At 69.5% G+C, this 24,758-nt stretch carries 22 protein-coding genes and 2 pseudogenes; 13 read left to right on the top strand and 11 right to left on the bottom strand.

Annotated elements, in window-relative coordinates; genetic code table 11:
* Positions 1–106: 106 nt before the first annotated feature.
* Both E0500_RS06485 and E0500_RS06480 read left to right on the top strand, forming a co-directional pair.
* The gene (locus E0500_RS06485; RefSeq protein ID WP_131569318.1) at positions 107–3,271 is read left to right on the top strand and encodes a sacsin N-terminal ATP-binding-like domain-containing protein; all 3,165 of its coding nucleotides are present in this window, start codon (positions 107–109) and stop codon (positions 3,269–3,271) included.
* Positions 3,272–3,525: 254 nt separating this feature from the next.
* Positions 3,526–4,359: a calcium-binding protein gene (locus E0500_RS06480; protein ID WP_309504977.1), complete on the top strand. Its 834-nt coding sequence runs from the start codon at positions 3,526–3,528 to the stop codon at positions 4,357–4,359.
* 62 nt (positions 4,360–4,421) lie between these two features.
* Here the strand turns inward: E0500_RS06480 and E0500_RS06475 are convergent, their stop codons facing one another.
* Both E0500_RS06475 and E0500_RS43570 read right to left on the bottom strand, forming a co-directional pair.
* Positions 4,422–6,821 carry an HAD-IC family P-type ATPase gene (locus E0500_RS06475; protein WP_131569314.1) on the bottom strand — a complete coding sequence of 800 codons (2,400 nt, stop codon included), beginning with the start codon at positions 6,819–6,821 and terminating at the stop codon, positions 4,422–4,424.
* A gap of 125 nt (positions 6,822–6,946) precedes the next feature.
* Entirely contained in the window at positions 6,947–7,339 is a 393-nt protein-coding gene (locus E0500_RS43570) for a DUF2530 domain-containing protein (protein ID WP_258572644.1), read from the bottom strand.
* A 168-nt stretch (positions 7,340–7,507) separates the two neighbouring features.
* On the opposite strand from E0500_RS43570, the gene E0500_RS06465 reads away from it, so the two are divergent.
* On the top strand, positions 7,508–8,965 hold the full coding sequence (locus E0500_RS06465) for an NCS2 family permease (RefSeq protein ID WP_131569312.1): 1,458 nt from the start codon (positions 7,508–7,510) through the stop codon (positions 8,963–8,965).
* A 33-nt stretch (positions 8,966–8,998) separates the two neighbouring features.
* On the opposite strand, the gene E0500_RS06460 is transcribed toward E0500_RS06465, so the two are convergent.
* Positions 8,999–9,226: a ribbon-helix-helix protein, CopG family gene (locus E0500_RS06460; RefSeq protein ID WP_131569310.1), complete on the bottom strand. Its 228-nt coding sequence runs from the start codon at positions 9,224–9,226 to the stop codon at positions 8,999–9,001.
* 164 nt (positions 9,227–9,390) lie between these two features.
* On the opposite strand from E0500_RS06460, the gene E0500_RS06455 reads away from it, so the two are divergent.
* The 3 genes from E0500_RS06455 (at position 9,391) to thpR (ending at position 12,535) form a co-directional block, all read left to right on the top strand.
* Positions 9,391–9,828 (top strand): MarR family winged helix-turn-helix transcriptional regulator, encoded by a 438-nt coding sequence (locus E0500_RS06455; RefSeq protein ID WP_131569308.1) that lies wholly within the window; start codon positions 9,391–9,393, stop codon positions 9,826–9,828.
* A 783-nt stretch (positions 9,829–10,611) separates the two neighbouring features.
* The gene (locus E0500_RS06450; RefSeq protein WP_131572304.1) at positions 10,612–11,892 is read left to right on the top strand and encodes an MFS transporter; all 1,281 of its coding nucleotides are present in this window, start codon (positions 10,612–10,614) and stop codon (positions 11,890–11,892) included.
* A gap of 70 nt (positions 11,893–11,962) precedes the next feature.
* Positions 11,963–12,535 carry an RNA 2',3'-cyclic phosphodiesterase gene (gene thpR / locus E0500_RS06445; RefSeq protein WP_181587214.1) on the top strand — a complete coding sequence of 191 codons (573 nt, stop codon included), beginning with the start codon at positions 11,963–11,965 and terminating at the stop codon, positions 12,533–12,535.
* A gap of 198 nt (positions 12,536–12,733) precedes the next feature.
* Here the strand turns inward: thpR and E0500_RS06440 are convergent, their stop codons facing one another.
* The 3 genes from E0500_RS06440 to E0500_RS06430 form a co-directional block, all read right to left on the bottom strand.
* A complete protein-coding gene (locus E0500_RS06440; protein WP_131568723.1) occupies positions 12,734–13,729 on the bottom strand; it encodes an aldo/keto reductase in 996 nt (331 codons plus the stop codon).
* Between the two features lie 65 nt (positions 13,730–13,794).
* Complete coding sequence (locus E0500_RS06435; RefSeq protein WP_131568725.1) at positions 13,795–14,376, bottom strand: Uma2 family endonuclease; 582 nt, start codon at positions 14,374–14,376, stop codon at positions 13,795–13,797.
* Positions 14,377–14,471: 95 nt separating this feature from the next.
* Positions 14,472–15,152: a GDSL-type esterase/lipase family protein gene (locus E0500_RS06430; protein WP_131568727.1), complete on the bottom strand. Its 681-nt coding sequence runs from the start codon at positions 15,150–15,152 to the stop codon at positions 14,472–14,474.
* 172 nt (positions 15,153–15,324) lie between these two features.
* On the opposite strand from E0500_RS06430, the gene E0500_RS06425 reads away from it, so the two are divergent.
* On the top strand, positions 15,325–16,338 hold the full coding sequence (locus E0500_RS06425; RefSeq protein ID WP_131568729.1) for a WD40 repeat domain-containing protein: 1,014 nt from the start codon (positions 15,325–15,327) through the stop codon (positions 16,336–16,338).
* A gap of 58 nt (positions 16,339–16,396) precedes the next feature.
* Here E0500_RS06425 and E0500_RS06420 read toward each other — a convergent pair whose 3' ends face one another.
* Positions 16,397–17,218, bottom strand: a complete 822-nt coding sequence (locus E0500_RS06420; protein ID WP_258572642.1) for a TetR/AcrR family transcriptional regulator — start codon at positions 17,216–17,218, stop codon at positions 16,397–16,399.
* A 143-nt stretch (positions 17,219–17,361) separates the two neighbouring features.
* Here E0500_RS06420 and E0500_RS06415 point away from each other — a divergent pair, with 143 nt between their 5' ends.
* Positions 17,362–18,393: an ATP-binding cassette domain-containing protein gene (locus tag E0500_RS06415; RefSeq protein WP_131568733.1), complete on the top strand. Its 1,032-nt coding sequence runs from the start codon at positions 17,362–17,364 to the stop codon at positions 18,391–18,393.
* A complete protein-coding gene (locus tag E0500_RS06410; RefSeq protein WP_131568735.1) occupies positions 18,390–19,211 on the top strand; it encodes an ABC transporter permease in 822 nt (273 codons plus the stop codon). Before E0500_RS06415 ends, E0500_RS06410 begins: the two co-directional genes overlap by 4 nt.
* A 146-nt stretch (positions 19,212–19,357) precedes the next feature.
* Here the strand turns inward: E0500_RS06410 and E0500_RS06405 are convergent, their stop codons facing one another.
* On the bottom strand, positions 19,358–20,347 hold the full coding sequence (locus E0500_RS06405; RefSeq protein ID WP_131568737.1) for a helix-turn-helix transcriptional regulator: 990 nt from the start codon (positions 20,345–20,347) through the stop codon (positions 19,358–19,360).
* A 68-nt stretch (positions 20,348–20,415) separates the two neighbouring features.
* Here E0500_RS06405 and E0500_RS06400 point away from each other — a divergent pair, with 68 nt between their 5' ends.
* Positions 20,416–21,642 carry an MFS transporter gene (locus E0500_RS06400; RefSeq protein WP_181586894.1) on the top strand — a complete coding sequence of 409 codons (1,227 nt, stop codon included), beginning with the start codon at positions 20,416–20,418 and terminating at the stop codon, positions 21,640–21,642.
* Here E0500_RS06400 and E0500_RS06395 read toward each other — a convergent pair.
* Positions 21,639–21,809: pseudogene (locus tag E0500_RS06395) on the bottom strand (IS481 family transposase); the annotation flags it as partial. The gene E0500_RS06400 and the pseudogene E0500_RS06395 sit on opposite strands and share 4 nt — an antisense overlap.
* A 204-nt stretch (positions 21,810–22,013) precedes the next feature.
* Between E0500_RS06395 and E0500_RS06390 the strand changes: the two are divergent.
* Positions 22,014–22,460 (top strand): hypothetical protein, encoded by a 447-nt coding sequence (locus tag E0500_RS06390; protein WP_131568739.1) that lies wholly within the window; start codon positions 22,014–22,016, stop codon positions 22,458–22,460.
* Between the two features lie 32 nt (positions 22,461–22,492).
* Positions 22,493–22,681: pseudogene (locus tag E0500_RS06385) on the top strand (endoglucanase); the annotation flags it as partial.
* Between the two features lie 230 nt (positions 22,682–22,911).
* Here E0500_RS06385 and E0500_RS06380 read toward each other — a convergent pair.
* Both E0500_RS06380 and E0500_RS06375 read right to left on the bottom strand, forming a co-directional pair.
* Positions 22,912–23,142 (bottom strand): DUF397 domain-containing protein, encoded by a 231-nt coding sequence (locus tag E0500_RS06380; protein ID WP_131568741.1) that lies wholly within the window; start codon positions 23,140–23,142, stop codon positions 22,912–22,914.
* A 6-nt stretch (positions 23,143–23,148) separates the two neighbouring features.
* Complete coding sequence (locus E0500_RS06375) at positions 23,149–24,027, bottom strand: helix-turn-helix transcriptional regulator (RefSeq protein ID WP_131568742.1); 879 nt, start codon at positions 24,025–24,027, stop codon at positions 23,149–23,151.
* A 203-nt stretch (positions 24,028–24,230) separates the two neighbouring features.
* Between E0500_RS06375 and E0500_RS06370 the strand changes: the two genes are divergently transcribed.
* Complete coding sequence (locus E0500_RS06370; protein WP_131568744.1) at positions 24,231–24,647, top strand: ATP-binding protein; 417 nt, start codon at positions 24,231–24,233, stop codon at positions 24,645–24,647.
* The last annotated feature ends 111 nt before the right edge of the window (positions 24,648–24,758 follow it).

Raw genomic sequence — 24,758 nt, 5'->3', positions numbered from 1 at the left:
ATCTCAGCGAAGGGCCAAAGCTGCGGCCGAGGTCCAGGACGGGCGGCGCGCACGCCCATGCTCCTCAGGCGGTACCTTCGTCCTCACGTCGACGAGGAGAAGAACCGTGAGCAAGTTCGTGCGGCCCGCGGCCGAGGGCGCGGACCCGTTCGGCACGGCCCGGCTGCGGCGCGGGGTGCTGGACGCCTGGGCCACCAGCCCGGCCCGCTTCCGTGAGGACGCCAACGCCGAGGAGGACCTGGTACTCGGCGGGTACCGGGATCGGCTCGTCGTCGAGCTCGCCCAGAACGCCGCCGACGCCGCCGCGCGGGCCAAGGTCCCCGGCCGCCTGCGGCTCACCCTCCGCGGTGGCGTCCTCGTCGCCGCCAACACCGGCGCGCCCCTCGACGCGACCGGCGTGGAGTCCCTGTCCACCCTGCGCGCCTCCGCCAAGCGGGACACGCACGAGGTCGCTGTCGGACGGTTCGGCGTCGGCTTCGCCGCTGTGCTGGCCGTCACCGACGAGCCCGCCGTCGTGGGACGGCACGGGGGCGTCCGCTGGTCCCTCGCCGAAGCACGTGAGCTGGCCGCCGACACCGCCCGCCACAGCCCGGGGCTGGGCGACGAGATCCGCCGCCGCGACGGCCACGTGCCCCTGCTGCGGCTGCCGTTCGCGGCCGAGGGCACCGCACCGGAGTCGTACGACACGGTCGTGATCCTGCCGCTGCGGGACGCCGCCGCCGAGGATCTCGCCGAGCGGCTCCTGAACGGTGTGGACGATGCATTGCTCCTCGCCCTGCCCGGACTGGATGAAGTCGTCGTCGAGCTCGGGGACACCATCCGTACGCTCCGCCGCCGTCCCCGCGAGCACGGCGTGACCGTCGAGGACTCCCGCGAGGGCACCACCTACTGGCGTACGGTCTCGCAAGCCGGACCCCTCGACCCGGCGCTCCTCGCCGACCGGCCGGTCGAGGAGCGGCTGCGCCCCTACTGGTCCGTGACCTGGGCCGTACCCGTCGACGCCGACGGCACCCCGCTTCGCCCCCGCACCGCGCCCGTCGTGCACGCGCCCACCCCCAGCGACGAGCCGCTCGGCGTGCCCGCGCTGCTCATCGCCTCGCTCCCGCTGGACACCACGCGCCGCCACGCCGCACCCGGCCCGCTCACCGGCTTCCTCGTGGAGCGCGCGGCCGACGCGTACGCCGAACTCCTCGCCGAATGGCGGCCGGTGACCCCCGGAAGCATCGACCTCGTGCCCGGCCCGCTGGGCAAGGGCGAGCTCGACGGGGCGCTGCGGCAGGCGATCCTCGACCGGCTGCCGCGTACCGCCTTCCTGCCCCCGGCGATCGACCCGACGGCGATCGGCCTGGCTGAGATCGGCGGCCCGGCTGAGATCGGCCCGACTCGGCGCGACGAGCTTCCCGAGGCGCTTCGGCCCCGCGACGCCGAGATCGTCGAGGGCGCCGGGGCCGACACCGTTCGGGTCCTCGCCGAGGTGCTGCCGAGCCTGCTGCCGGCCGGGCTCGAACGCCGTGTCGAGCTGCGGACGCTGGGCGTGGCCCGGCTTCCGCTCACCGAGGCCGTCGACCGTCTGGCCGGGCTGGAGAAGGACCCCGGCTGGTGGTGGCGGCTCTACGACAGTCTCGCCGGGGTCGACCCCGACCGGTTGTCAGGGCTGCCCGTGCCGCTTGCCGACGGGCGTACGACGATCGGGCCCCGGCAGATCCTGCTGCCCACCCCGGCCGAGGCGCGCATCGAGCCGGAGGCCCTGGCCCGGCTCGGCCTCAAGGTCGCGCACCCGGACGCCGCCCATCCGCTCCTGGAGAAGCTGGGCGCGCTGCCCGCGACGCCCCGTGCCGTGCTCACCACGCCACAGGTGCGCGCCGCCGTGGCAGCCTCCCTCGACGAGGACACCGGGGCCTGGGAGGAGGACGCCCCCGACGCCGAGGAACTCGCGGACATCGTGCTCGGGCTTGTACGGGATGCGGGCCTGGAGCCGGGAGACGAACCGTGGCTCGGCGCCCTCGCCCTCCCCGACGAGGAAGGAGAGCTCTCGCCCGCTGGCGAGCTGGTCCTCCCAGGCAGCCCGTTCGCCCAGGTCATGCGCGAGGACGAGCTGGCCTTCGTGGACGCCGAGCTGGCCGACCGCTGGGGCGAGCAGCCGCTGGCCGCGTGCGGTGTGCTGGCCGGTTTCCTGCTCGTCCGCGCCACGGACGTCGTCCTCGACCCGGACGAACTGGAGCCCAGGGAGGGCGACTTCGCTGAGCCGGACGACGCGGGGCTCCTCGACGCCGTCGACGTGTGGTGCGAGGACGTCCTCGACCGGCTCCCGGACACGCCCGTACCGCCCGTCGCGACCGAGATCGTCGCCGTGCGGGACCTGGACCTCGTGGACGACGACCACTGGCCGCAAGCTCTCGCCCTGCTCTCGCAGCCGCCGTTGCGCGACGCGCTCACCCAGCCCGTACGCGTCCTGCTGCCGGACGGGACGCACGAGATCGTCCGGTCGTACACGGCGTGGTGGCTGCGCGGGAACCCGGTGCTCGGCGGGCGCCGCCCGGCAGGTCTGCGCGCCGCGGGCGGCGACCCGCTGCTCCACGGCCTGTACGACGAGGCCGACGCCACCGGCTTCGACGACGAGCAGGTGCTGCGGGCGCTCGGCGTGCGGACGTCCGTGGCCGCCCTGCTGGAGGAGCCCGGCGGCGCCGCCGAGCTCCTCGACCGCCTCGCCGACCCGGAGCGGCACGTGTCGTCCGCGCAACTGCACGCGTTGTACGGCGCGCTGGCCGACCTCGACCCCGAGCAGGTGACCCTGCCGGACGAGCTGCGGGCCGTGCTGGACGGGGAGGTCGTCGTCGTGGACGCGGCCGACGCGGTGGTCGTCGACTCGCCCGATCTGCTGCCGTTCACGGACGGGGTGCCGCTGCTTCCCGTACGGCCGTCCAGGGCCGCCGACCTCGCCGAGCTGTTCCAGGTGCGGCGGCTGAGCGAGTCGGTGACGGGCGAGGTGGACTCCGAGGGCACGGAGCACGACGTACCGGAGTCCGTACGAGTGCTGCTGGGCCCCGCCACCCCGTCCACCTACGTCGAGCACGAGGAACTCGTTGTCGACGGCGTCGAGTTGGACTGGCGCCGTACACGGGACGGTGTGCTGCACGCGGCCACCCTTGAGGGCGTCGCGGCGGGGCTGGCCTGGGCAGCCGGTCAGTGGCCGCGCCGCTTCGAGGTCGCCGCGCTGCTCGAAGACCCGTCCAGGACGGAGGAGTTGGCGCGGGACCGCTGGTTCGACTGAGGGGTCCGGTAGCCCCTGAGTAACGTGATCTACGTAACATCGGCAGCAATTGTTCACCTCCCGTACAACCGTTCTCTCCCCTCGTGTGTCTGATCCGGCGAGCCATCCGGCTCGTCAGGCCCAAAGGCCCCATGGGTCATAGGCCTCATGGGTCATAGGCCGAACGGCCAAAGGGCCAAAGGATCAACTCGGGCTCCCGCGTGCGCTGAGCACTCTGCCGCGGGATCCCCCTACACGTGGGGAAACACATGCGCATGCGTGCCACTGTGGCCGCCGTCTCCGGCGCCCTGGCGCTCTCCGCCCTCGCCGTGCCGGCCGCGCAGGCCGATGCCGAACCCGGCGCACTCGTGTCGTCGGCCACGCCGTTCGGTGCCACCGCCGCGGCGGACGAGGTCGTCGGCGACACCGTGATCAAGTCGGTGTCCGTCAACGGCGGCAAGGACGTCCTGGTCGGCACCACCAACAAGAAGACCTTCACCATCTCGGTGACCGCGACCGACCCGTCCGGCATCGAGGACGGCTACGCGTTCCTGTGGCACGGCACCGACATCGACACTGACGTGGACGGTGCGATCGTCCCGGACGCCGAGAACGGCACCTGCACCGCTCTGGACGCGACCAGCGCGACCTGCAAGGTCACCGTCGTCGCCGACCCGAACGAGAACATCTACAGCAACGTCCTCGCGGGCAAGTGGAAGGTGTTCGCCGGTGCCGTGGGCAAGGACGGCGACTACGTCATCAAGGACGCGTACAAGACCCACAGCGTCAAGCGCTACTCCAGGCTGACGGTCAACGCCTCCCCCGAGCCGGTGAAGAAGGGCAGGACCATCACGGTCACGGGCGCCCTGACCCGCGCCAACTGGGACACGGGCAAGTACGCCGGCTACACCGAACAGTCCGTGAAGCTCCAGTTCAAGAAGAAGGGCTCGACGACCTACACGGACGTCAAGACCATCAAGTCCGGCTCCGCGGGTGCCCTGAAGACCACGGTCACAGCCAGCACCGACGGCACCTTCCGCTACGTCTTCGCGGGCACCTCGACCACGCCGGCGGTCACGTCGTCGGGTGACTTCGTCGACGTGCAGTAGTCGCTGTCGGACCCAGCAGTCGCTGTAGTCGCCGGAGCCGCCGGAGACGCAGCTCCTGGGTCCTAGGCAGGGAGACGGCGGTCGACCCACCTCCACAGGAACTCCAGGGCGACCGCCGCCACCGCCGCGATGCCCACGGCCAGCCAGGGCATCGTGGCGCCCACCAGCTTGAGGGCGAAGAACTCCTGCAACCGCGGCACGACGAGCACCACCAGGAACGCAAAGCCCATCGACGCCACCAGGCACAGGCGCCACCAGGTGTACGGGCGGGCGATGATGGCCAGCACCCACATGGAGATCAGGAACAGGGTGAGGGTGGCCGCGCTCGTCTCCGCGTCCAGGGAGCCGGGACCCGTGTAGTAGTGCCGCGCGATCAGGTACGTCGCGAAGGTCGCCAGCGCCGCCACCACGCCGCCCGGGATCGCGTACCGCATCACCCGCCCGACGAAGTTGGGTTTCGCCCGCTCTCCGTTGGGTGCGAGGGCGAGGAAGAAGGCCGGGACGCCGATGGTGAGCGTGGACAGCAGCGTCAGATGCCGGGGCAGGAACGGGTACTCGACCTGCCAGCACACCACCAGGATCGCCAGCAGCACCGAGTAGACGGTCTTCACCAGGAACAGGGTCGCCACGCGCGTGATGTTGCCGATCACCCGGCGGCCCTCCGCGACCACCGACGGCAGCGTCGCGAAGCTGTTGTTGAGGAGCACGATCTGCGCCACGGCCCGGGTCGCCTCCGATCCGGAGCCCATGCTCACCCCGATGTCGGCGTCCTTGAGGGCCAGCACGTCGTTCACACCGTCGCCCGTCATGGCCACGGTGTGCCCCTTCGACTGCATGGCACCCACCATGTCCCGCTTCTGCTGCGGGGTGACCCGCCCGAACACGGTGCCCGCGTCGAGGGCGTCCGCCATCGCGTGCCGCTCGGCGGGCAGCCGCCGGGCGTCCACGACCTCTCCACTGAGCCCCAGCTTCCCGGCCACCGCGCCGACGGAGATCGCGTTGTCACCGGAGATGACCTTGGCCCGTACGTTCTGCTCGTCGAAGTAGCGCAGCGTGTCGGCGGCGTCCGGGCGCAGCCGCTGCTCCAGGACGACGAGCGCGGTGGGCCGGGCGCCGTGCGCGACGTCCGGGGCGTCCAGGTCCCCGGCCGCCCGCGCGAGCAGCAGGATCCGCAGCCCCTGCTCGTTCAGCCGCTCGGTCTCGGCGAGCGCCGGGTCGCCGTCGGCCAGCAGCACGTCGGGGGCGCCCAGCAGCCACGTGCTCGACTCGCCGGTGCCCTCGCTGAAGGTGGCCCCGCTGTACTTGCGGGCCGAGGAGAAGGGCAGCGACTCGGTGCAGCGCCAGTCGTCGCCGTCCGGGTAGGCGTCGATGACCGCCTGGAGGGAGGCGTTCGGGCGGGGGTCGGACTCGCCGAGGGCGCCCAGCACCTTCCGTACGTACGACGCGTCGGCGCCGTCCAGCGGCCGCAGCTCGGTGACGTCCATGCCGCCCTCGGTGAGCGTGCCCGTCTTGTCGAGGCAGACCGTGTCGACCCGGGCGAGCCCCTCGATGGCGGGCAGCTCCTGCACGAGACACTGCTGACGCCCCAGCCGGATCACCCCGATGGCGAAGGCCACGGACGTCAGCAGCACCAGCCCCTCCGGGACCATCGGCACGATGCCGCCGACGGTCCGGGCGACCGAGTCCTTGAAGGCGTTCTCCTTCACGACCAGCTGGCTGATGATGAGCCCGATCGCGGTCGGGATCATCATCCAGGTCACGTACTTCAGGATCGTGGAGATACCGGAGCGCAGCTCGGAGTGCACCAGGGTGAAGCGGGACGCCTCCTCGGCGAGCTGCGCCGCGTACGCCTCGCGCCCGACCCTGGCCGCCGTGAAGGCTCCGCCGCCCGCGACGACGAAGCTGCCGGACATGACCTGGTCCCCGGGCTGCTTGAGAACGGGATCGGCCTCTCCGGTGAGCAGCGACTCGTCGACCTCCAGACTGTCGGTCTCCACGCACTCGCCATCGACGACGATCTTGTCCCCGGGCCCGATCTCGATCAGATCCCCGAGCACGATCCCGGACGTGGCGACCTGGGCGGCGACGCCGTCCCTGCGCACCATCGGCCGGGCCTCCCCGATCACCGCGAGCGAGTCCAGCGTCTTCTTGGCGCGCCACTCCTGGATGATCCCGATGCCCGTGTTCGCCAGGATGACGTACCCGAACAGGCTGTCCTGGAACGGCGCGACGAACAGCATGATCAACCAGAGCACACCGATGATCGCGTTGAACCGGGTGAAGACGTTCGCGCGGACGATCTCCGCGGTGGAGCGGCTGCTCCGTACGGGGACGTCGTTCACCTCACCGCGGGCCACCCGTTCGGCCACCTCGGCGGCGGTCAGCCCGAGCGCCCGACCGGGGGCGGGGAGGGGAACGGGATGCACAGGATCGAGTTCCGCGCCCGCGTCGATGTGCGTCATGCATTAGACGGTACGTGCGGATTTGGTGCTTCACCCGCCGAGTGGGCGAAAGATCCGACCTGGGGAGGACGGGGGTGGTGCCGTGGTTGTACGGCGGCACCTAGGGGCTATCGGCCCGGTACTGCCTAGGGCTTCTCCGTGACCGCTGGACCCGGCGTCTGCGCGGTGTTCTCGGTGTTCTCGGTGCGCTCAGTGTTCCGTGTGTGCCCGGTGTGCCCCGTGTTCTCGCTCTGCTCGGACTTCTCGCTGTGCTCGGTCTTCCCGCTCGACTCCTGGGCCGCCGCCCGCTTGAGCGCCGCGTCGCGCTTGCGTACGTACCAGATGCCGATCAGCCCGAGGCCGGCGCCGGCCAGGCAGGTCCACAGCCACCAGGTGTGGCCGCGGTCGGCGTACCAGTCGTAGAAGGGGAGCTGGACGAGGAAGAGGACGAACCACACGATCGTGCCGCCGGTGATCGTCGCGACCACGGGGCCCTCCAGGGGCTCCGGCGCCTCGTGCTTCGGGGTCCACTTCGCCATGGGGACAGCTTACGAGGGTGGTTGGCGCGGGGAACGGGAGGCCGTCGTGTGACGATTTCATTTCACGGGCCTCATATGTTCATACTGAAACCGTTTGTGTCTGGCCACTTCTGTTCGTAGGAAACGCCAACAGCTCCGAGGGGATCGCTGCTGGTGATGAGGTCCCGCATGTCCACCTCGGCCCCCACCAAGGCCACCGCGCCCCAGCCCCAGGAGCCGGAATCCCGGCCCGCGCCCGGCGCTCTCGACCGCTACTTCAGGATCTCCGAGCGGGGCAGCACGCTCTCGCGTGAGATCCGGGGCGGTTTCGCCACCTTCTTCGCGATGGCCTACATCATCGTGCTGAACCCGATCATCCTCGGCAGCGCGAAGGACATGTACGGGCATCAGCTGGACAACGGCCAGCTGGTCACCGCCACCGCCGTGACCGCCGCGTTCACGACCCTGCTCATGGGCGTCATCGGGAACGTGCCCATCGCCCTGGCCGCCGGCCTCGGCGTCAACACCGTCGTCGCCCTTCAGCTCGCCCCGCGCATGTCGTGGCCGGACGCCATGGGCATGGTGGTGCTCGCCGGGTTCGTGGTCATGCTGCTGGTCGCGACCGGGCTGCGTGAGCGGGTCATGAGTGCCGTGCCGCTCGGGCTGCGCAAGGGCATCGCGATAGGCATCGGCCTGTTCATCATGCTCATCGGGCTGGTGGACTCCGGGTTCGTCTCGCGCATTCCGGACGTCGCGCAGACCACCGTGCCGCTCCAGCTCGGCGCCGACGGTCACCTGGGCGGCTGGCCCGTCCTCGTCTTCGTGCTCGGGGCGCTGCTCACGCTCGCGCTGATCGTGCGCAAGGTGCCGGGCGCGATCCTGATCTCGATCGTCGCGATGACCGTCCTGGCGGTGGTCATCGACGCCGTGGCCAAGGTGCCGTCCTGGGGGCTGACCACGCCGAAGTGGCCCGGCAACCCGGTGGCGACGCCCGACTTCGGGCTCATCGGCCAGGTCAGCCTCTTCGGCGGCTTCGGCAAGGTCGGTCTGCTGACCGGCACGCTCTTCGTCTTCACCGTGCTGCTGTCGTGCTTCTTCGACGCGATGGGCACGATCATGGGCGTCGGTGACGAGGCGAAGCTGACCGACGAGCGGGGCAACATGCCCGGCATCAACAAGGTCCTCTTCGTCGACGGGATCGCGGTCGCCGCGGGCGGTGCGAGCTCCTCGTCCGCCACCACCTGTTTCGTGGAGTCCACGGCGGGTGTGGGTGAGGGGGCCCGGACCGGGTTCGCGAACGTCGTCACCGGTTCGCTCTTCGCCGTCGCGCTCTTCCTCACGCCCGTCGCCACGATGGTGCCGTCCCAGGCGGCCACTCCGGCGCTGCTCGCGGTCGGCTTCCTGATCCTCGCGAACTCGGTCAGGGAGATCGACTGGGCCGACCACACGATCGCGATCCCCGCCTTCGTGACCATGGTGATGATGCCGTTCACGTACTCCATCACCAACGGCATCGGTATGGGCTTCATCACCTTCGTGGTGCTCCGCCTGGCCGCAGGCCGGGGGCGGGAGGTGCCGGTCGCGATGTACGTGGTGTCGGCGGTGTTCGCCTTCTACTACCTGATGCCGGCGCTGGGACTCACGTGAGCGGGGCCGGCCGGGAGCGGGAGCGGGAGCGGGTCACTTGACCCGGTTGACCCCGTTGACCTCGTTGACTCCGGTGACTCCGGTGACTCCGTAGAACTTCTCCGTCTCCTCGACAGCGGTCTGGAACCGCTCGTCGAAGTCGGCACGAATGAGCGTCTGGACCACATGGTCCTGGACGCTCATTCCGCGTTTCGCGGCGTGTTGTCGGAGGCGTTCGAGCAGGTCGCGGTCTATGCGCAGGCTGAGCACGCTGGTCCCCATGAACACGAGGGTCGGGTGCGTTCGGCGGCGGTGTGTCATGTTTCGCGCCTGACTCACCCGTATGGGTGATGGACCCTTGACGTGCCGCATGAGTGGGCGGTGTCACGGGCATGCCTGTGACGTGCAGTGGTCTTTAGCGAGGGTAATGAGTTACGCTAAAGAACATGTCCGTCCAGACCGATGGCGACGACGAAGCCGCCGTAAACGCCCTCCGCTCCGCAGTGATGCGTCTGTCCCGCCGGCTCAAGCACCAGCGGGTCGACGAGTCGCTGAGCCCCACGGAGATGTCGGTGCTCGGCACCCTGGCCCGCTGCGGCACCGCCACACCGGGCGAACTGGCCCGCAAGGAGCATGTGCAGCCGCCCTCGATGACGCGCATCGTCGCGTTGCTGGAGAGCAAGGGGCTGGTCAGCCTGGAGCCGCACCCCGAGGACCGGCGCCAGAAGGTGGTCAAGCAGACCGAGCGTGCCGAGGCGATGCTCGAGGAGAGCCGCCGCAAGCGCAACGCCTTCCTGACCTCCCTGGTCCAGGGGCTCGACGAGGACGAGTGGGCCAAGCTCCGCGAGGCCGCGCCCGTCCTGGAGAAGCTCGCGCATCTGTGAGCCGCCGTACAGGGCGCCCAGGGCGCGCGTATCCCGCCCGGAGCGGGCCGCGCCCCTGTGAGACCCCTGGGCGCCCCTCCCGAGGGCCGCGCCGGGGACGACGATGATCGTGACTGCCGAAGCCGGCGCAGTCCCGAGGACGGCCGACGAAGTCCGTGACAGCCGAGGAGGCGAACCCCTTTGAGTTCGGGACCCGGAGCAGATTCCGCCCCCGCACCGACCACCCGCGATCCCTTGCCGACCCACGACCCCCTGCCCACCCGCGACCCCCGGCTCGCCCGCGACCCGGCAGCCTCAGCCCTGACCCGGGAGGCCGTCGGCGCCGATAAGTCCCACGCGGCCGCAATCACCCGTTCGGCCCAGTGCGAAGCGGCGGCCGTCCACGGTGCCAGTGGACTCCGGGCCACGGGCGCCGACGCATCCGGCAGGCCCCAGGCGCCCAGCGCCGGCCTGCCCGTCCCGTCCGGGAGGCCCGCACCGACACCGATCGGCAAGACCGAGCTGCCCCCGCAGGGAGCCGCGGCGGCCGGCGAGCCCGATCCACGCGAACCAATGACCGCCGACGGGCCACAACGGCCTGAACCCATATCCGCCGACGGGCCGCAAGCGCCTGAACTCATATCCGCCGACCGGTCGCCGGCGCCCGAACCCAGATCCGCGGGCCGCAAGGCCCAGGTCGATATCGAGACCCGGGCCGACATCGAGAGCAAGGCCAAGCTGAGCAAGGCCAAGGTGGGCAAGGCCAAGCTGAGCAAGGCCAAGGTGTCCGAGTCCGAGGGCTCGATGTTCCGTTCTCTGAAGGTGCGGAACTACCGGCTCTTCTTCATCGGGCAGGTCGTCTCCAACACCGGCACCTGGATGCAGCGCATCGCCCAGGACTGGCTGGTGCTCAGCCTCACCGGATCGTCGACCGCCGTCGGCATCACCATGGCGCTGCAGTTCCTGCCGATGCTCCTGTTCGGTCTGTACGGCGGTCTCCTGGTCGACCGACTCCCCAAGCGTCCCACGCTGCTCGTCACCCAGTCGGCCATGGCCGTCACGGGCGTGGTGCTGGCTTTCCTGACCCTCACCGGACACGTCCAGGTCTGGCACGTGTACCTGGCGGCCTTCGCCGTCGGCATGGCCACCGTCGTCGACAACCCGGCCCGCCAGTCCTTCGTCTCCGAGATGGTCGGCCGCGAGCAGCTCCAGAACGCGGTCAGCCTGAACTCCGCGAACTTCCAGTCCGCCCGCCTCGTCGGCCCGGCCGTCGCCGGTGTGCTGATCACGAGCGTGGGCACCGGCTGGGCGTTCCTGCTCAACGGCCTGTCGTTCGTCGCGCCGATCGCTGGGCTGCTGATGATGCGGGCCCGCGAACTGCACGACGTCGAGCGTGCGCCGCGCGCCAAGGGCCAGCTCCGCGAGGGGCTGCGCTATGTCGCGGGCCGTCCCGAGCTGATCTGGCCGATCGTCCTCGTCGGATTCATCGGCACCTTCGGCTTCAACTTCCCGGTCTGGCTCTCGGCGTACGCGGACGACATCTTCCACGCGGGCGCGGGCGCGTACAGCCTCTTCAACACGCTCATGGCGGTCGGTTCCGTCGCGGGCGCCCTGCTGGCGGCCCGCCGGGGCACGGCCCGGATGCGGATACTGATCGCGGGGGCGGCGGCCTTCGGCGCCCTTGAGGTCGTGGCCGCGCTGGCACCGTCGTACTGGATCTTCGCGCTCCTCATGGTCCCCCTGGGGATGTTCGGCCTGACGGTCAACGTCACCGCGAACACCGCCGTCCAGATGGCCACCGATCCGGCCATGCGCGGGCGCGTGCTGGCGCTGTACATGATGGTCTTCGTGGGCGGTACGCCGCTGGGCGCGCCGATCGCCGGCTGGATCACGGACACGTACGGTGCCCGCGCCGGCTTCGCGTTCGGCGGTGCCGTCGCCCTGACCGCCGCGGTCACGATCGGCCTGGTCCTGGCCCGTGTGGGCGGTCTGCGTCTGTCGGTCGGCTGGCACCGCGGGCACCCGCGGGTACGGTTTGTACCGAAGGAGCAGCCGGCCACGGTCTCCGCCTCGGTCTCGGCCTGAGAAGCAGACGTCGTGGTGGGGGCGCTCGCCAGGTGATGGGTTGCCTGGAAGGGTGAGGGCGATGAGCACCATGAGACTGTTCGCGGCGGTGCTGCCACCGTCCGACGTGGTCGACGAACTGGAGCACGTCGTCGGCGAGTTGAAGGGGCTGCCGGGGGCGGACCGGTTGCGGTGGACCGGGCGGCCCGGGTGGCACTTCACCCTCGCCTTCTACGGCCAGGTCGACGAGGACCTCGTCCCCGACCTCTCGGAGCGGCTGGAGCGCGCCGCACGGCGTACCGAGCCGTTCCCGCTCGCCGTGCGGGGCGGCGGGCACTTCGGGCGCGGGCGGGCGCTGTGGGCGGGGGCGGAGGGCGACCTGAACGCCCTGCGGCTGCTGGCCGACCGCTCGGAGGCCGCGGCACGGAAGGCGGGGGTGCCGATGGGGGAGCACCGCCGCTACACGCCCCACCTGACGGTGGCCCGCAGCCGGGAGACGGTCCACGTACGGCCGTACATAGAGAGCCTCGCCCTCTTCACCAGCCGTACGTGGACGGTGTCCGAGCTGGCGATGGTGCGCAGCAACCTGCCGTGGTCGGGGGTGCCGGGGGAGCAGCCGCGATACGAGACGGTCGCCCGCTGGGCGCTCGGGGCGGCCGGTTAACCTCACCTACGTGGACCCGAAGACCCGTAACCGGATCATGGCCGGTGTGCTCGTGATGATGTTCGCCCTCGTTGCCATGGCCTCGGCGCTCGGCAAGTAGTCGCTCCGCTCGATGAGCCGGGGAACTGCGCGTTGTTGGTTGGCTGCGGGTGCCATGTGGCTGGTCGCGCAGTTCCCCGCGCCCCTTTGCAGGGGCTCTTACCAGGCGAAGGCCTCCGGAGACGGGCCCGGGCCCGGGAAGATCTCGTCCAGTGCGGTCAGCAGCTCCGCGGACAGCTCCAGCTCGGACGCCCGGATCGCCGACTCCAGCTGCTCGGCGGTGCGCGGGCCCACGATCGGGCCCGTGATGCCCGGACGGGTCAGCAGCCAGGCGAGGGCCGCCTCGCCGGGCTCGGTGCCGTGCTTCTCCAGCAGGTCCTCGTACGCCTGGACCTGCGCGCGGACGGCGGGATCGGTGAGCGCCTCGGCGGTCCGGCCGCTGCTCCTGCGGCCGCCCTTGGCCTCCTTCTTGATCACACCGCCCAGCAGCCCGCCGTGCAGGGGTGACCACGGGATGACTCCGAGGCCGTACTCCTGGGCGGCCGGGATGACCTCCATCTCGGCGCGGCGCTCGGCGAGGTTGTAGAGGCACTGCTCGCTGACGAGGCCGATGGTGCCGCCGCGCCGGGCGGCGGTCTCGTTGGCCTGGGCGATCTTGTAGCCGGGGAAATTGCTGGAGCCCGCGTACAGGATCTTGCCCTGCTGCACGAGGACGTCGACGGCCTGCCAGATCTCATCGAAGGGGGTGTCCCGGTCGATGTGGTGGAACTGGTACAGGTCGATGTGGTCGGTCTGGAGGCGCTTCAGGCTGGCCTCCACCGCCCGCCGGATGTTCAGCGCGGAGAGCTTGTCGTGGTTGGGCCAGACGGTGGCGCCGTCGGGGTCCATGTTCCCGTAGACCTTGGTGGCGAGCACGACCTTGTCGCGCCGCTCCCCGCCCTTGGCGAACCAGTTGCCGATGATGCTCTCGGTGCGGCCCTTGTTCTCGCCCCAGCCGTACACGTTCGCGGTGTCGAAGAAGTTGATCCCCGCGTCCAGCGCCGCGTCCATGATCGCGTGGCTGTCCGCTTCGTCCGTCTGCGGTCCGAAGTTCATGGTGCCGAGCACCAGTCGGCTGACCTTGAGTCCCGTGCGTCCGAGCTGTGTGTACTTCATGACTGCCAAGCCAACGACGTCGAGTGCGCTCTAGGCAAGGTGCCCGGGGTTCGCGGCGCGGCGGGTCAGTCCCGGGGGAACTCGTCGGTCTTGAGGGTGAGGCCGAGGAGAGTGGTGGTCATGTCGATGTCAGCGCCGAAGGCGACGGACAGTTCGGTGAGGTATTCGCCGCCCTTGGGCTGGGTGTAGAGGTGGCATTTGCCCTGGTAGGGGTCGGCGATCAGGTATACGGGCACTTCGGCGACGGCGTAGGCGGTCTTCTTGGGGCCGTAGTCATTGTGGGCCGTGCCCTTCGAGATGACCTCGGCTACGAACTCGACGTCCTTGTGGCACCAAAGCCCCTCGGCCTTCTCGGCGCCCTCCGCCATCAGCGTCACATCGGAGGCGAAACCGTTGAGGTGCCCGGGGTAGTCGACGCGGACGTCCGACTTCAAGCGCTTGCGCGGGTACTTGGTGCGCAGTTGCTCAACGATGTCCAGGATGATCTCCCAGTGCGTGTCCCGCTGCGGCGACATGAAGATGGCCCCCTCGACGATATCGACCTTGTATCCCTCGGGGGTGAACCGCTCAAGCGACTCGAACAGCTGGTCAAGAGTCAGCTCGTCGTTTTCCTCGGCCATCTCGATCCTGTCTTCAAGGACGGTCATCGTGGCGCTCCTCCCCGGCTGCCCCATGGACGAGTACAGCCGCGCGGTATAACGATACGCACGGCGCCCGGACACGGCCCTTGTACTCGACGGCGTCAGCGCTGAGCGTCGTACGGCTCGCCCAGGTCCCACGCCTGGTGCATGGCGTCGGCGAAGGCCGCCGCTATCCGGTGTTCGCCGCTCTCGTTCGGGTGTGTGCCGTCGTAGGTGTCCTGGTGGATGTCGTACGACGGCGGGGGTGAGGCGAGCAGGAGCGGGGAGCGGAGTTCGTCCAGGTCGGCCGCCGTCTTGGCGAGGAGTTCGTTGAAGCGGGTCACCTGGGCGGCGAAGGCGGCGTCCGACTCCGCCCGGATGTTCGGGATCACCGGCAGCAGGACCATGTGGACGCGCGGGTTCCCCAGGCGGGCTCCGGCCACGAAGCGCCGTACGTTCTCCGCCGTCTGGTCCGCGTCCGTGTAGAAGCCCAGGTCGATCAGGCCCAGGGAGACCAGCAGCACGTCCGCCCGATGGGTCCGCACCGTCTCCGTGATCAGCGGCGCCATGTGGAGCCAGCCCTCGCCCCACCCCGCCAGGTGGGCGCGGGGGAAGTCCGGGTCCGCGTAGGCGTACGACGTCGGGGTGTCCGTCATCTTGTCGTGGAGCGCCTCCCGCGGGCCGACGATCCGGAAGGGACCGCCGTACGTCGCGCACAGGTGCTGCCACATCCGGTAACGCCACGTGTGTTCGCCCGCGCTGCCGATGGTCATGGAGTCGCCGACGGGCATGAACCTGAGCATGCGGTCATCATGATCGATCGCTACCAACGGGTAAGCGCTCCATGGCGGTTCCGTGCTGTGAGCCTCGCCACGTGCTCGGGACTGCTCCGGGACTACGCCAGGACCACCCCTCGACTACTGCGGGACCGGCCGGACAGCGCCCGTGGACGGAAGACGGCATACGGTTGTCGGCATGCCTCGTCGATTGCCCCGTCGATCCCTCCCCCTCCTCCGCCTCCTCGCCGGCCTCGCCGGGGTTCTCCTCGCCGCCGCCTCGGCTTCGCCGGTCGCCGCTGACGACGACGGCGGGTTCACCATCCAGGACCCGAGGATCAACGAGTCCAGCGGCCTCGCGGCCTCGCGCCAACACCCCGGGATCTACTGGACCCACAACGACCAGGACACGGGCGCCTACCTCTACGCCGTCGACAGCAAGACCGGCAGGACCGTCGCCACCATCACCATGACCGGCGTCGGCACGCCGCGTGACGTCGAGGCCATCTCCATCGGGCCGGACAACCAGATCTGGGTCGGGGACATCGGCGACAACGACGGCGTCACCTGGCCCTACGTGTGGATCTATCGGCTGCCCGAGCCCAAGGAGCTCAAGGACCAGTCGATCCGGGCCACTCAGTACGTCGTGAAGTACTCCGACGGCTCCCGCGACGCCGAGTCGATGGTCGTCCACCCCAGGACCGGGCGCGTCTACATCATCGACAAGCAGGAGGACGGCGGGCATCTGTACGAGGGGCCCGCGGAGCTCTCCACGTCCGGTACGAACGTCTACAGGCCCGTCGCCCCCGTCGACCTGTGGGCCACCGACGCGGCCTTCTCGCCCGACGGCAAGCGGCTCGCCGTACGCGGGTACTTCGGCGGGATCCTGTACGACTGGAACGACGGGAAGATCAAGCGGATACAGCAGCTGAGCGTCCCCCTGCAGAGACAGGGTGAGTCAGTGACGTACACGACCGACGGGTCCAAGATCATGTACGGCAGTGAGGGCGAGGGCAGCACGGTCGTGGCGCGGGACGCGCCGGGCGGGGGCAGCGGCGGCTCCGAGTCGTCGTCCGGGGGCGAGGGTTCGGAGGCCGGCGGAGGGGACGGCGACGGCGTCCCGAGCTCCGGGTTCACGGCAGGCGCGCTGGCCGTGGCCGCCGGTGTCGTCGTCCTGTGGGTGCTGAAGCGGCTGCGGCGGCGCCCGTCGTAGACCGGGTGGGTAGGGACCTGCCGGCGTCGCGGTCCGTGACGGCGTGACGGGCGCCGGGTCACCCTTCTCCGCGCCGCTCGGTCCGCTCGGTCCGCTCGGTCCGCCCGGTTCGCCCGGTTCGCTCGGTTCGCTCGGCGACCAGTACCTCCAGGCCGTCCAGGAACCGCCGCAGGCCGAAGGTGAAGTGGTCGAACTCCTCCGAGAAGGTGTCCTCGGCCAGCGCGGCGATCACCGGGAACTGCCCGCTCTCCATGGCCTGTTCGAGGTACGGCCGCTGCTGCTCCCAGAACTCCTCGTGGCTCAGGCCCGTTTCCTTCGCGGCGGCGTCGGTGTCGATCTCCATGCGCGCGATGCCGCCGGCGAAGGACTGCACCGAGATGATCACCGACATGAGCTCGGGGTCGCTGAGCCCCATGTCCTGGAGCGGGATCAGGGCGATCTCGAGTGAGCGCAGGGAGCTCGGGCCCAGAACCGAGCGGGCCTCGTTGACGCGCAGCAGCCACGGGTGGCGCCGGTAGTGCTCCAGGTAGCCGCGGGCCAGGAGCTCGACGGCCCGGCGCCAGCCGGTCCCTGCCATCAGGTTCCCCGGGTCGGCCTCCAGTGCCTCGCGCTGCACCCGGTCGAGCATCAGGTCGAGCAGCTCGGCCTTGCCCGGTACGTACCGGTACAGCGACATCGTGCCGACGTCCAGCGTGGTGGACAGACGGCGCATCGACACCGCCTCCAGCCCCTCGGCGTCGGCGATCCCGACGGCCGTGGCGACGATCCGATCGAGGGTCAGTCCCGGTTTTGGCCCCCGGCTGGGGCGCTCGCCACCGCCCCACAGCAGCTTCAGGGTGAGCTTGATGTTGCCGCTGCCGCTGGTCTCGGTCCTCGCCATGAACATCAGCGTAGCCCTCCTGACGTGGCTCTTTGCCGCCGAGGGAAACCACTGGACAGAAACTGAGTACGGCGTACTCTTTTGTGGGTACATCGTACTCAGTTTTGGTGATGGCGATGGTGAAGATGAAGGGGGAGGGGGAGATGGCGTTGAAAGGCGGCGCATACGCGGTACAAGCCGAAGGCGACGCATACGCAGTACGGGCCGAAGGCCTCGTGAAGCGGTACGGCCCCAAACGCGCGCTCGACGGCTTCGGTCTCGCGGTGCGCAAGGGCACCGTGCACGGCCTGCTGGGGCCGAACGGCGCGGGCAAGACCACCGCCGTACGCATCCTGTCCACGCTCGTACGACTGGACGAGGGCCACGCCACGGTGGCCGGACTCGACGTGGTACGCCGCCCGCGCGACGTACGGGCGCGGATCGGGCTCACCGGCCAGTACGCGGCGGTGGACGAGGTGTTGACGGGACGTCAGAACCTGGAGATGTTCGGCCGGTTGTTCCACCTGGGCGGAAAGCGGGCGCGGCGACGGGCGGGTGAACTGCTGGAGCGGTTCGACCTGGTGGACGCCGCCGACAAGGGGGTCGGCGACTACAGCGGCGGTATGAGGCGCCGGCTCGACCTCGCCGCCTCGATGATCCTCGCCCCGGCCGTGCTGTTCCTCGACGAGCCGACGACCGGGCTCGACCCGCGCAGCCGCGGCGAGGTCTGGGAGTCCGTACGGGCGCTGGTGGCCGACGGCACGACCGTTCTGCTCACCACGCAGTACCTGGAGGAGGCCGACAAGCTGGCCTCCCGCATCACCGTCATCGACCAGGGGCGGGACATCGCGGACGACACCCCGGACGGACTGAAGAGCACCGTCGGCGGCGACCGGATCGAGGTCGTCGTGGCCGAGCGGTCCGACATCCCCCGAGCGGTGAAGGTGGTCGCCCGCGTCGCGGACGGCGAACCGGAGGCGGTCGAGGCGGAGTCGCGCGTCCACGCCCAGGTGACGGACCGCGTGGCGGCCCTGACGGAGGTGGCACGGACGTTGCAGGACGAGGGCGTGGTGGTCGAGGACATCGGACTGCGCAGGCCGAGCCTCGACGACGTGTTCCTGCGCCTGACCGGACACCGTACGGAACCTTCGGCGAGTACGGGGAAGACGGGTACGGGGAAGGAGGCGGCGGCATGAGCGCCCTCGACCTCACCGGGCGGCCCGCCCACGGACGGGCGTACTGGGCGCTGGCCGACTGCTGGAACATCGTCCGCCGCGGCCTGACCCACTACCAGCGTCAGCCGGTCAACATCGCCTGGCAGCTCGGCTTCCCGATCCTCTCGGTCCTCCTCTACGGCTATGTCTTCGGCAGCGCCATGAAGGTGCCCGGCGGCGGGGACTACAAGGACTTCCTGATGCCGGGCATGTTCGTGATGACGATGGCGTTCGGCTTCATCAACACGGCGACGGTCGTGGTCCACGACTCCACCAAAGGCGTCATCGACCGCTTCCGCTCCATGCCGATGGCGTCGTCGGCGGTGGTCGCGGGACGCGGGGTGACCGATCTGATCACCGCCTGCGCGGAGTTGGCGATCATGATGCTCACGGCGGTGGCGATGGGTTGGCGCCCCGACGGCGGCCTCGGCTTCCTGGCCGCCTTCGGACTGCTGCTGTGGCTGCGTTTCGCGCTGATCTGGATCGGCGTGTGGCTCGGGCTCCTGGTCCCCAACCCCGAGGCGGCGGGCGGCCTGTTCGCGGTCGCCTTCCCCTTGACGATGATCTCCAGCATCTACGTCGCGCCCCAGCTCATGCCCGACTGGCTGGGCTTCGTGGCGGCGTGGAACCCGATCTCCTCCACGGCCGCCGCGACGCGCGAGCTGTTCGGTACGCCGGTGGGGAGCGGCGACTCATGGGTGGAGCAGCACGCGCTGCTCATGGCGGGGGTGTGGCCGCTGTTCCTGACGGCGGTGTTCCTGCCGCTGGCGGTACGGAGGTTCCAGAAGCTCAGCCGTTGAGGCGAGGAGGGGGGCGGCGGGCAGGTGCGGAGCCGCCCCCCTCACCTCAGCCCCCTTGGCAGGGCTCCCGGGACGGGGCGCCTGCTCCACGCCACGAGCGCCAGTACGTGACCCAGGCATGGGCGACTCGTGCCATGTGTCCGAGGCTACGGCTCCCCGTCACCGGTGCCGGCCCCTGACGCCTCCATGAGCACCTCTCCGGCCGCCGTTCGCACGTACAGCACCGACCGACCGGCCCTCCACCGCTCCACCAGCCCCGCGTTCAGCAGCACGCGCAGATGCCCGCCCACCGACCCCAGGCCCTGCCCGGTCACGGCGACCAACTGGGTCGTGCTCATGGGCGTTTCGAGCAGTGTCAGCAGTCCGGCCCGTGCGGTCCCGACGAGTGCCCCGAGTCCTGCCGGGACGCGGCGCCGGTCGTGCTCCTCGGCGAGTACCCCGAGGCACGGGTAGACGACGGCGTACCGCTCCTTCCCCTCCCACGACACCCAACTGGTCTTCGGTGTCACCGGCATGAACAGCAGATCGGCCCCTGCGGCGATTTCCCGCGGCGGATACGGGTTCGGGTTGACCTGGAAGCGGCTCTCGCCCAGCCACCGTGTGCCTGGTTTCAGCGAGTCCAGCACGGCTGCCCAGCCGCCCTGGTTCACCCGTGCGGTCCGGGCGTTCATGTCGGCCTCCAGGATGCGCCGTCGGCGTTCCCAGTACGGCCGTACGGTCTCCTCCCAGACGTACGTCAGGAGCGTGGTCGCACGCTCGGGCAGGTCGTCCCGCTCCAGAGCGGCGGGGAGCGGGCCCTTGAGGCATACGCGGAGGTTGGCCCGTGCCTCTTCGGCTCCGGCCGTCCGCACCCGGGTCACGGTCTCCTCGAAGCTCTCGCCCTCGCACGAGGTGGGGCAGAAGAAGTCGGCGATCCAGGACGTGCCGATGGCCACCTGCACGAGTCGTGCGACCACCCGGTCGGCAGCGAGGTGCGCGCGGTAGCCGGGCAGGTGGGCGTGCAGCCAGGCCTCCTCGCCCGGATGGGCTCCGGTCCCCGCGTGCAGCAGTCGCAGGCTCGCGAAGGTCTCGGCGAACGGCGAGAGAACGAACCGGCTGCGGGCGAGGGTGTCGGTGCCGATCTGCCATAAGCCCATGTGGATGACCTTTCGTGTGCCGGCGAAACAGTACACACGCTCCCGGGGCCGCCCCGAGACTTCGACGCATGCGCAGCTACCGCTCCTTGTTCCGCACTCCGGAGTTCACTCCGTACCTGCTCTCCTTCGCCGCTTTCGCCGCGGCCCAGACGATCGGCGGCCTGGCCCTCGGCACTCTGGTGTTCCGGGCCACCGGCTCGCCGTTCCTGTCGGCGGTGAGCATGTTCGGCCCGCAGCTGGCGCAGTTGCTGGGGGGCGCGTTCCTGCTCTCGGGCGCCGACCGCCTGCCCCCGCGGGCGATCCTGACCGGCCTCGCCCTCGCCTTCGCGGCCGGGACGGTGGTGCTGGCGCTGCCCGGCCTGCCCATCTGGGCGGTCTTCGCCGTCGTACTCCTGCAGGGTCTGGTCGCGTCGCTGGGTGGTGGGGTGCGCGGGGGACTGATGAACGAGATCCTGTCCAAGGACGGCTATGTCCTGGGCCGTTCGGTGTTCAACATGCTCTGGGGCGGGACGCAGATGGCCGGGTTCGCGACGGGCGGCGCACTGCTGGTGCTCCTGTCCCCGCAGACCTGCCTGCTCCTCGCGGCGGCGCTGTACCTGTTGTCGGCCCTCGTCACCCGTCTGGGCCTCACGGCCCGCCCACCGCGCTCCTCCGGACGCCCGTCCGTCTCGGCGACCTGGCGCACCAACGCCCTCCTGTGGTCCTCACGCCCCCGCCGCCTGACGTACCTGGGCCTGTGGGTCCCCAACGGCCTGATCGTCGGCGGCGATTCGCTCTACGTCTCCTACGCCCCCGAAGCCGCCGGCACGCTGTACGCGGTCGGGGCGCTGGGCATGTTCGTGGGCGACATGGCGGTGGGCCGCCTGGTACCGCCCGCGCTGCGCCCCCGTCTCGCGACGCCGCTGCGCCTGCTCCTGGCGGTTCCCTACCTGTTCTTCGTCCTACGGCCGGGAGTGGCGCTGTCGGCCGTGGCGGTCACCGTCGCCTCCGTCGGCTTCGCCGCGAGCCTGGTCCTGCAGGAACGCCTGATGTCCCTCACCCCCGACGACCTCACGGGCCAAGCCCTCGGCCTGCACGCCACCGGCATGGCCGCCATGCAGGGCGTCGGCGCTGTCCTCGCGGGCACGCTGGCCCAACTCACGTCCCCGGCCACAGCGATGACGCTGATGGCGTCCGCATCGGTCACCGTGACCCTGACCCTCGCGGCGCTGGGCAGACACGAGGAACGACGGTCGGCCGTCCCCGGTACGCGTCCGGGCGTCCTGCCGGAACCCGCCGTCACGGACAGGTCCTAGGTGTATTGCCCAGTGAGGTTAGGAACGCGGCTGGCGGGTGGTTGGCCTTTCAGCGCGGTGCGTCTGCGGTGGTGATTGTAGGTGTGCAGCCAGGTGGGGAAGGCGTCGCGTCGTTCCTGTTCTGATCGGTAGGGGCGGGCGTAGGCCCACTCGTCGAGCGCCTCTCGTACGGTTCCTCAGCTCTAGACCCTGCGATGAGGATTGAGGTTCGCAGGTCAGCACTAGCGCCGCAATAATGTCCGATTAGTCTGCGCCATAACTAATTATTTCTTGCCTTTTGTGGCGTGGGGGCAATGCCTGATGGTGAGACCTGCACCGGTGGCGACATGCCATCGGTGGAGGCGCACAGCACAAGACAGGAGGTGCCGTACATGGCTCCGATCCCTGTAAGGCCTGGCATCTACAAGATCCACTCCCACATCATCGGCCCGTCCAGCCTGGTAACAGCCACCGAGTACGCCGTCAAGTACGGCGCCCCGGTCATCATCGACCGGATGAACCCACTCCCCATCGAGCAGGAGTGGATCATCGAACCCGCTGAGTCCGCGCCGGGAGCACCGTACGTGATCCACCTCGCCTACCATCCGAACGCGGGACTCGTGATCCCCGAGGACAGGCTCTTTGTCAACAGCGTGCCGCGCGCCGAGTGGGCGAAGTTCACCTTCGAGACGGTCATCGGCGGAGTCAAGATCCTTTCGGACAAGGGGCTCGCCCTGCGCGCCGGGCACCGCGGCGCCCAGATCGAACTCGTGGAACCCAAGCCCGAGTTCCAAGAGACGTGGACCCTGGAATTCGTGAGGCCGCTCGACGAGGAGTAGCAAGCAACTCATGGGGCGCCCCGGACCAGGCGCAGAAGTGGCTGGCCGCGCTGGTGACGTACCTGCGGTCGACGTCGGCGTACGGCGCCGACAGCTTCCACTGGACCCTCTGGTCGTGGAACCCCAACTCCGGTGACACGGGCGGCATCCTGAAGGACGACTGGTCGACCGTGGACACCGTCAAGGACGGGTATCTGGCGAGTGTGAAGGCGCCGGCGTTCGGGGCGTGAGCCGTCATGAGTGAGGGGCACCTGGTGCTCGCCGGGCGCCCCTCATCGATGTACGGACCGGTCAGGCAGCCGCCGGGTCGATGGCCGGGAACATGGCGACGCGGAGCTGGTTGCGGCCGAGCTTGCGGTAGCGGCATGTTGGCCCTGTGAATGCGACACCTTTGGCGAAAGTGTCGCATTCACACGGCTGGTTGCCCGGCTGCGGAGACGGGGCCTTGCCGCTAGCCCTGCGTGAAGTGGTCGAACTCGCCGGCCTTCGCGCCCGCGATCATGGCTTCCATCTCGGAGCGGGTGAAGAGGAGTGCGGGGCCGTTGGGGGCCTTGCTGTGTCGGATGGCGACGGCATCCGCGTAGGCGGCGAATTCGACGCAGTCGCCATCGGCCCCGGAGGCGGATGACTTCTGCCACGCAACGCCCAGTGCGGATGCGTCCGGGATTATGTGATGCGACATGCCGACTTATCCTTTGCGATAATTTTTCAGATGGCTTTCTATGAGCTTCAATGAATCGGCTCCTCTGAGGGATTCCGACATCATGAGCCGGTTGAAAAGTCTACTGTAAGCTCGGACTTCTCCAGGTTCCTCCAGGAACCGGGTGCCGGTCAGCCCCTCCAGGTAAACAATGTCGGGCTCCCATTGTTCTGGAAACGAGAGAATGACGAACGGGCCGAACAGGGCTGCATGAGATTCTGACGACTCTGGCAGCACGTGAATGTTGATTGTGCCTGGGTATTCCTTGGTCAGGGTCAGAAGGTGTTCGAGTTGGGCTGCCATCACGTCGGGTCCGCCGATGGCGTGCCGGAATACGGACTCCGAGATGATGCCCCAGAAGACCAAGGGGTTGGGTCGATTGAATGCTTGTTGTCGTCTGTCTCGGATGGCGAGCCGTTCGTTCTTAACTTCTTCGCTCATTTCGGGAGCGTGCTGGCTGAACACGGCCGCCGCATAGTCATACGTCTGCAACAGTCCTGGAATCAGGGTTGTTTGGGCGTTGTACGTGTCCGACGCGTCTGACTCGTAACCGATGTAGTCGGCATACGTGGCGCTCACGACTGAGCGGATGTCGGTTTCCCAGCCGCGTACGTTGCCTCGTCTGCGCAGGTCGACCACATAGGCGCGAAGGCCCCGGTCCTTCACCTTGTAGAGGTCGAGCAATGCGCGTAGGTCTGCATCGTTGATGCCCAGGCGTCCGGACTCGATGCGGGACAACTTGGATTCGGACCAGCCGAGTTCGCGCGCTACGGCGTCCTGGCTGCCGTGGGTGCCGCCCTCTCGTAAGTCGCGGAGGATGGACCCCAGTCGAACTTGACGCGCCGTTGGCTGTGATCGTGCGCCCATCGACGCCCCCTTCACCCGGTCTGACCAGCGTTAGCAGGCTGCCGGACGCATCCTCCGTAGGCAACCTGCCAAGCATTCCCACGGGTGAACTCTCGGTGCTTTCTTGCACCTTCAGCGGATTTCGGTGCAGCCTTGCACCGAGACGCCGTGTGGTCGAGCGCTCACCGTCCGCTCTTCCGTGCCCTTCAAAGGGGGATGCCCGCATGCCCGAAGTGACCGCCCAACGCAACTACCCCACCACCAAACGCTCCGTGGCACGCGCCCGCACCGACTGCCGGGACTTCCTCGCCTCCTGCGGCCTCCCCGAGGCTCACGACTTCGTGGACGACATGGTGCTCATGGTCAGCGAGTTGATGACCAACGCCGTGACCCACGGACGCGTACCCGGCACCTCTGGCCGACAGGTCCGCATGGCCATCGAGAAGACGGGCGACGTCATCCGCGTCGAGGTGCGGGACACCCGGAGCGACACGAGGCCGCACTTGTGCGAGGGGAACGGGAACGGCCAGGACATCGGGGGCAGGGGCCTCGTACTGGTCGACGCCCTGTCGGATTCCTGGGGCGTGAGCCCGGAACTCATGGGGAAAACCGTGTGGGTTGAGAAGCGGCTCGAACGGTGACGGTCCTGATCAGCTCGGGGGGTGTGGTCGTGTCCGTAGCCGTCCTGCTCCTGGGCGTTGTTCGCACGGTGCGCCCGCGTCCGTCGCCGCCGGGCAGGTGCAGCGAGCAGG

The sequence above is a fragment of the Streptomyces sp. KM273126 genome (assembly GCF_004337435.2).
GTDB classification, from domain to species: Bacteria; Actinomycetota; Actinomycetes; order Streptomycetales; family Streptomycetaceae; genus Streptomyces; species Streptomyces acidicola.
This window is presented reverse-complemented; position numbering and strand designations above follow the sequence as displayed.

Coding starts and splice junctions, on each gene's coding strand:
- E0500_RS06480 (WP_309504977.1), top strand. CDS start 3,526: ATGCGTGCCACTGTGGCCGCCGTCTCCGGCGCCCTGGCGCTCTCCGCC.
- E0500_RS06475 (WP_131569314.1), bottom strand. CDS start 6,821: ATGACGCACATCGACGCGGGCGCGGAACTCGATCCTGTGCATCCCGTT.
- E0500_RS43570 (WP_258572644.1), bottom strand. CDS start 7,339: ATGGCGAAGTGGACCCCGAAGCACGAGGCGCCGGAGCCCCTGGAGGGC.
- E0500_RS06465 (WP_131569312.1), top strand. CDS start 7,508: ATGTCCACCTCGGCCCCCACCAAGGCCACCGCGCCCCAGCCCCAGGAG.
- E0500_RS06460 (WP_131569310.1), bottom strand. CDS start 9,226: ATGGGGACCAGCGTGCTCAGCCTGCGCATAGACCGCGACCTGCTCGAA.
- E0500_RS06455 (WP_131569308.1), top strand. CDS start 9,391: ATGTCCGTCCAGACCGATGGCGACGACGAAGCCGCCGTAAACGCCCTC.
- E0500_RS06450 (WP_131572304.1), top strand. CDS start 10,612: ATGTTCCGTTCTCTGAAGGTGCGGAACTACCGGCTCTTCTTCATCGGG.
- thpR (WP_181587214.1), top strand. CDS start 11,963: ATGAGACTGTTCGCGGCGGTGCTGCCACCGTCCGACGTGGTCGACGAA.
- E0500_RS06440 (WP_131568723.1), bottom strand. CDS start 13,729: ATGAAGTACACACAGCTCGGACGCACGGGACTCAAGGTCAGCCGACTG.
- E0500_RS06435 (WP_131568725.1), bottom strand. CDS start 14,376: ATGACCGTCCTTGAAGACAGGATCGAGATGGCCGAGGAAAACGACGAG.
- E0500_RS06430 (WP_131568727.1), bottom strand. CDS start 15,152: ATGCTCAGGTTCATGCCCGTCGGCGACTCCATGACCATCGGCAGCGCG.
- E0500_RS06425 (WP_131568729.1), top strand. CDS start 15,325: ATGCCTCGTCGATTGCCCCGTCGATCCCTCCCCCTCCTCCGCCTCCTC.
- E0500_RS06420 (WP_258572642.1), bottom strand. CDS start 17,218: ATGGCGAGGACCGAGACCAGCGGCAGCGGCAACATCAAGCTCACCCTG.
- E0500_RS06415 (WP_131568733.1), top strand. CDS start 17,362: ATGGCGTTGAAAGGCGGCGCATACGCGGTACAAGCCGAAGGCGACGCA.
- E0500_RS06410 (WP_131568735.1), top strand. CDS start 18,390: ATGAGCGCCCTCGACCTCACCGGGCGGCCCGCCCACGGACGGGCGTAC.
- E0500_RS06405 (WP_131568737.1), bottom strand. CDS start 20,347: ATGGGCTTATGGCAGATCGGCACCGACACCCTCGCCCGCAGCCGGTTC.
- E0500_RS06400 (WP_181586894.1), top strand. CDS start 20,416: ATGCGCAGCTACCGCTCCTTGTTCCGCACTCCGGAGTTCACTCCGTAC.
- E0500_RS06390 (WP_131568739.1), top strand. CDS start 22,014: ATGGCTCCGATCCCTGTAAGGCCTGGCATCTACAAGATCCACTCCCAC.
- E0500_RS06380 (WP_131568741.1), bottom strand. CDS start 23,142: ATGTCGCATCACATAATCCCGGACGCATCCGCACTGGGCGTTGCGTGG.
- E0500_RS06375 (WP_131568742.1), bottom strand. CDS start 24,027: ATGGGCGCACGATCACAGCCAACGGCGCGTCAAGTTCGACTGGGGTCC.
- E0500_RS06370 (WP_131568744.1), top strand. CDS start 24,231: ATGCCCGAAGTGACCGCCCAACGCAACTACCCCACCACCAAACGCTCC.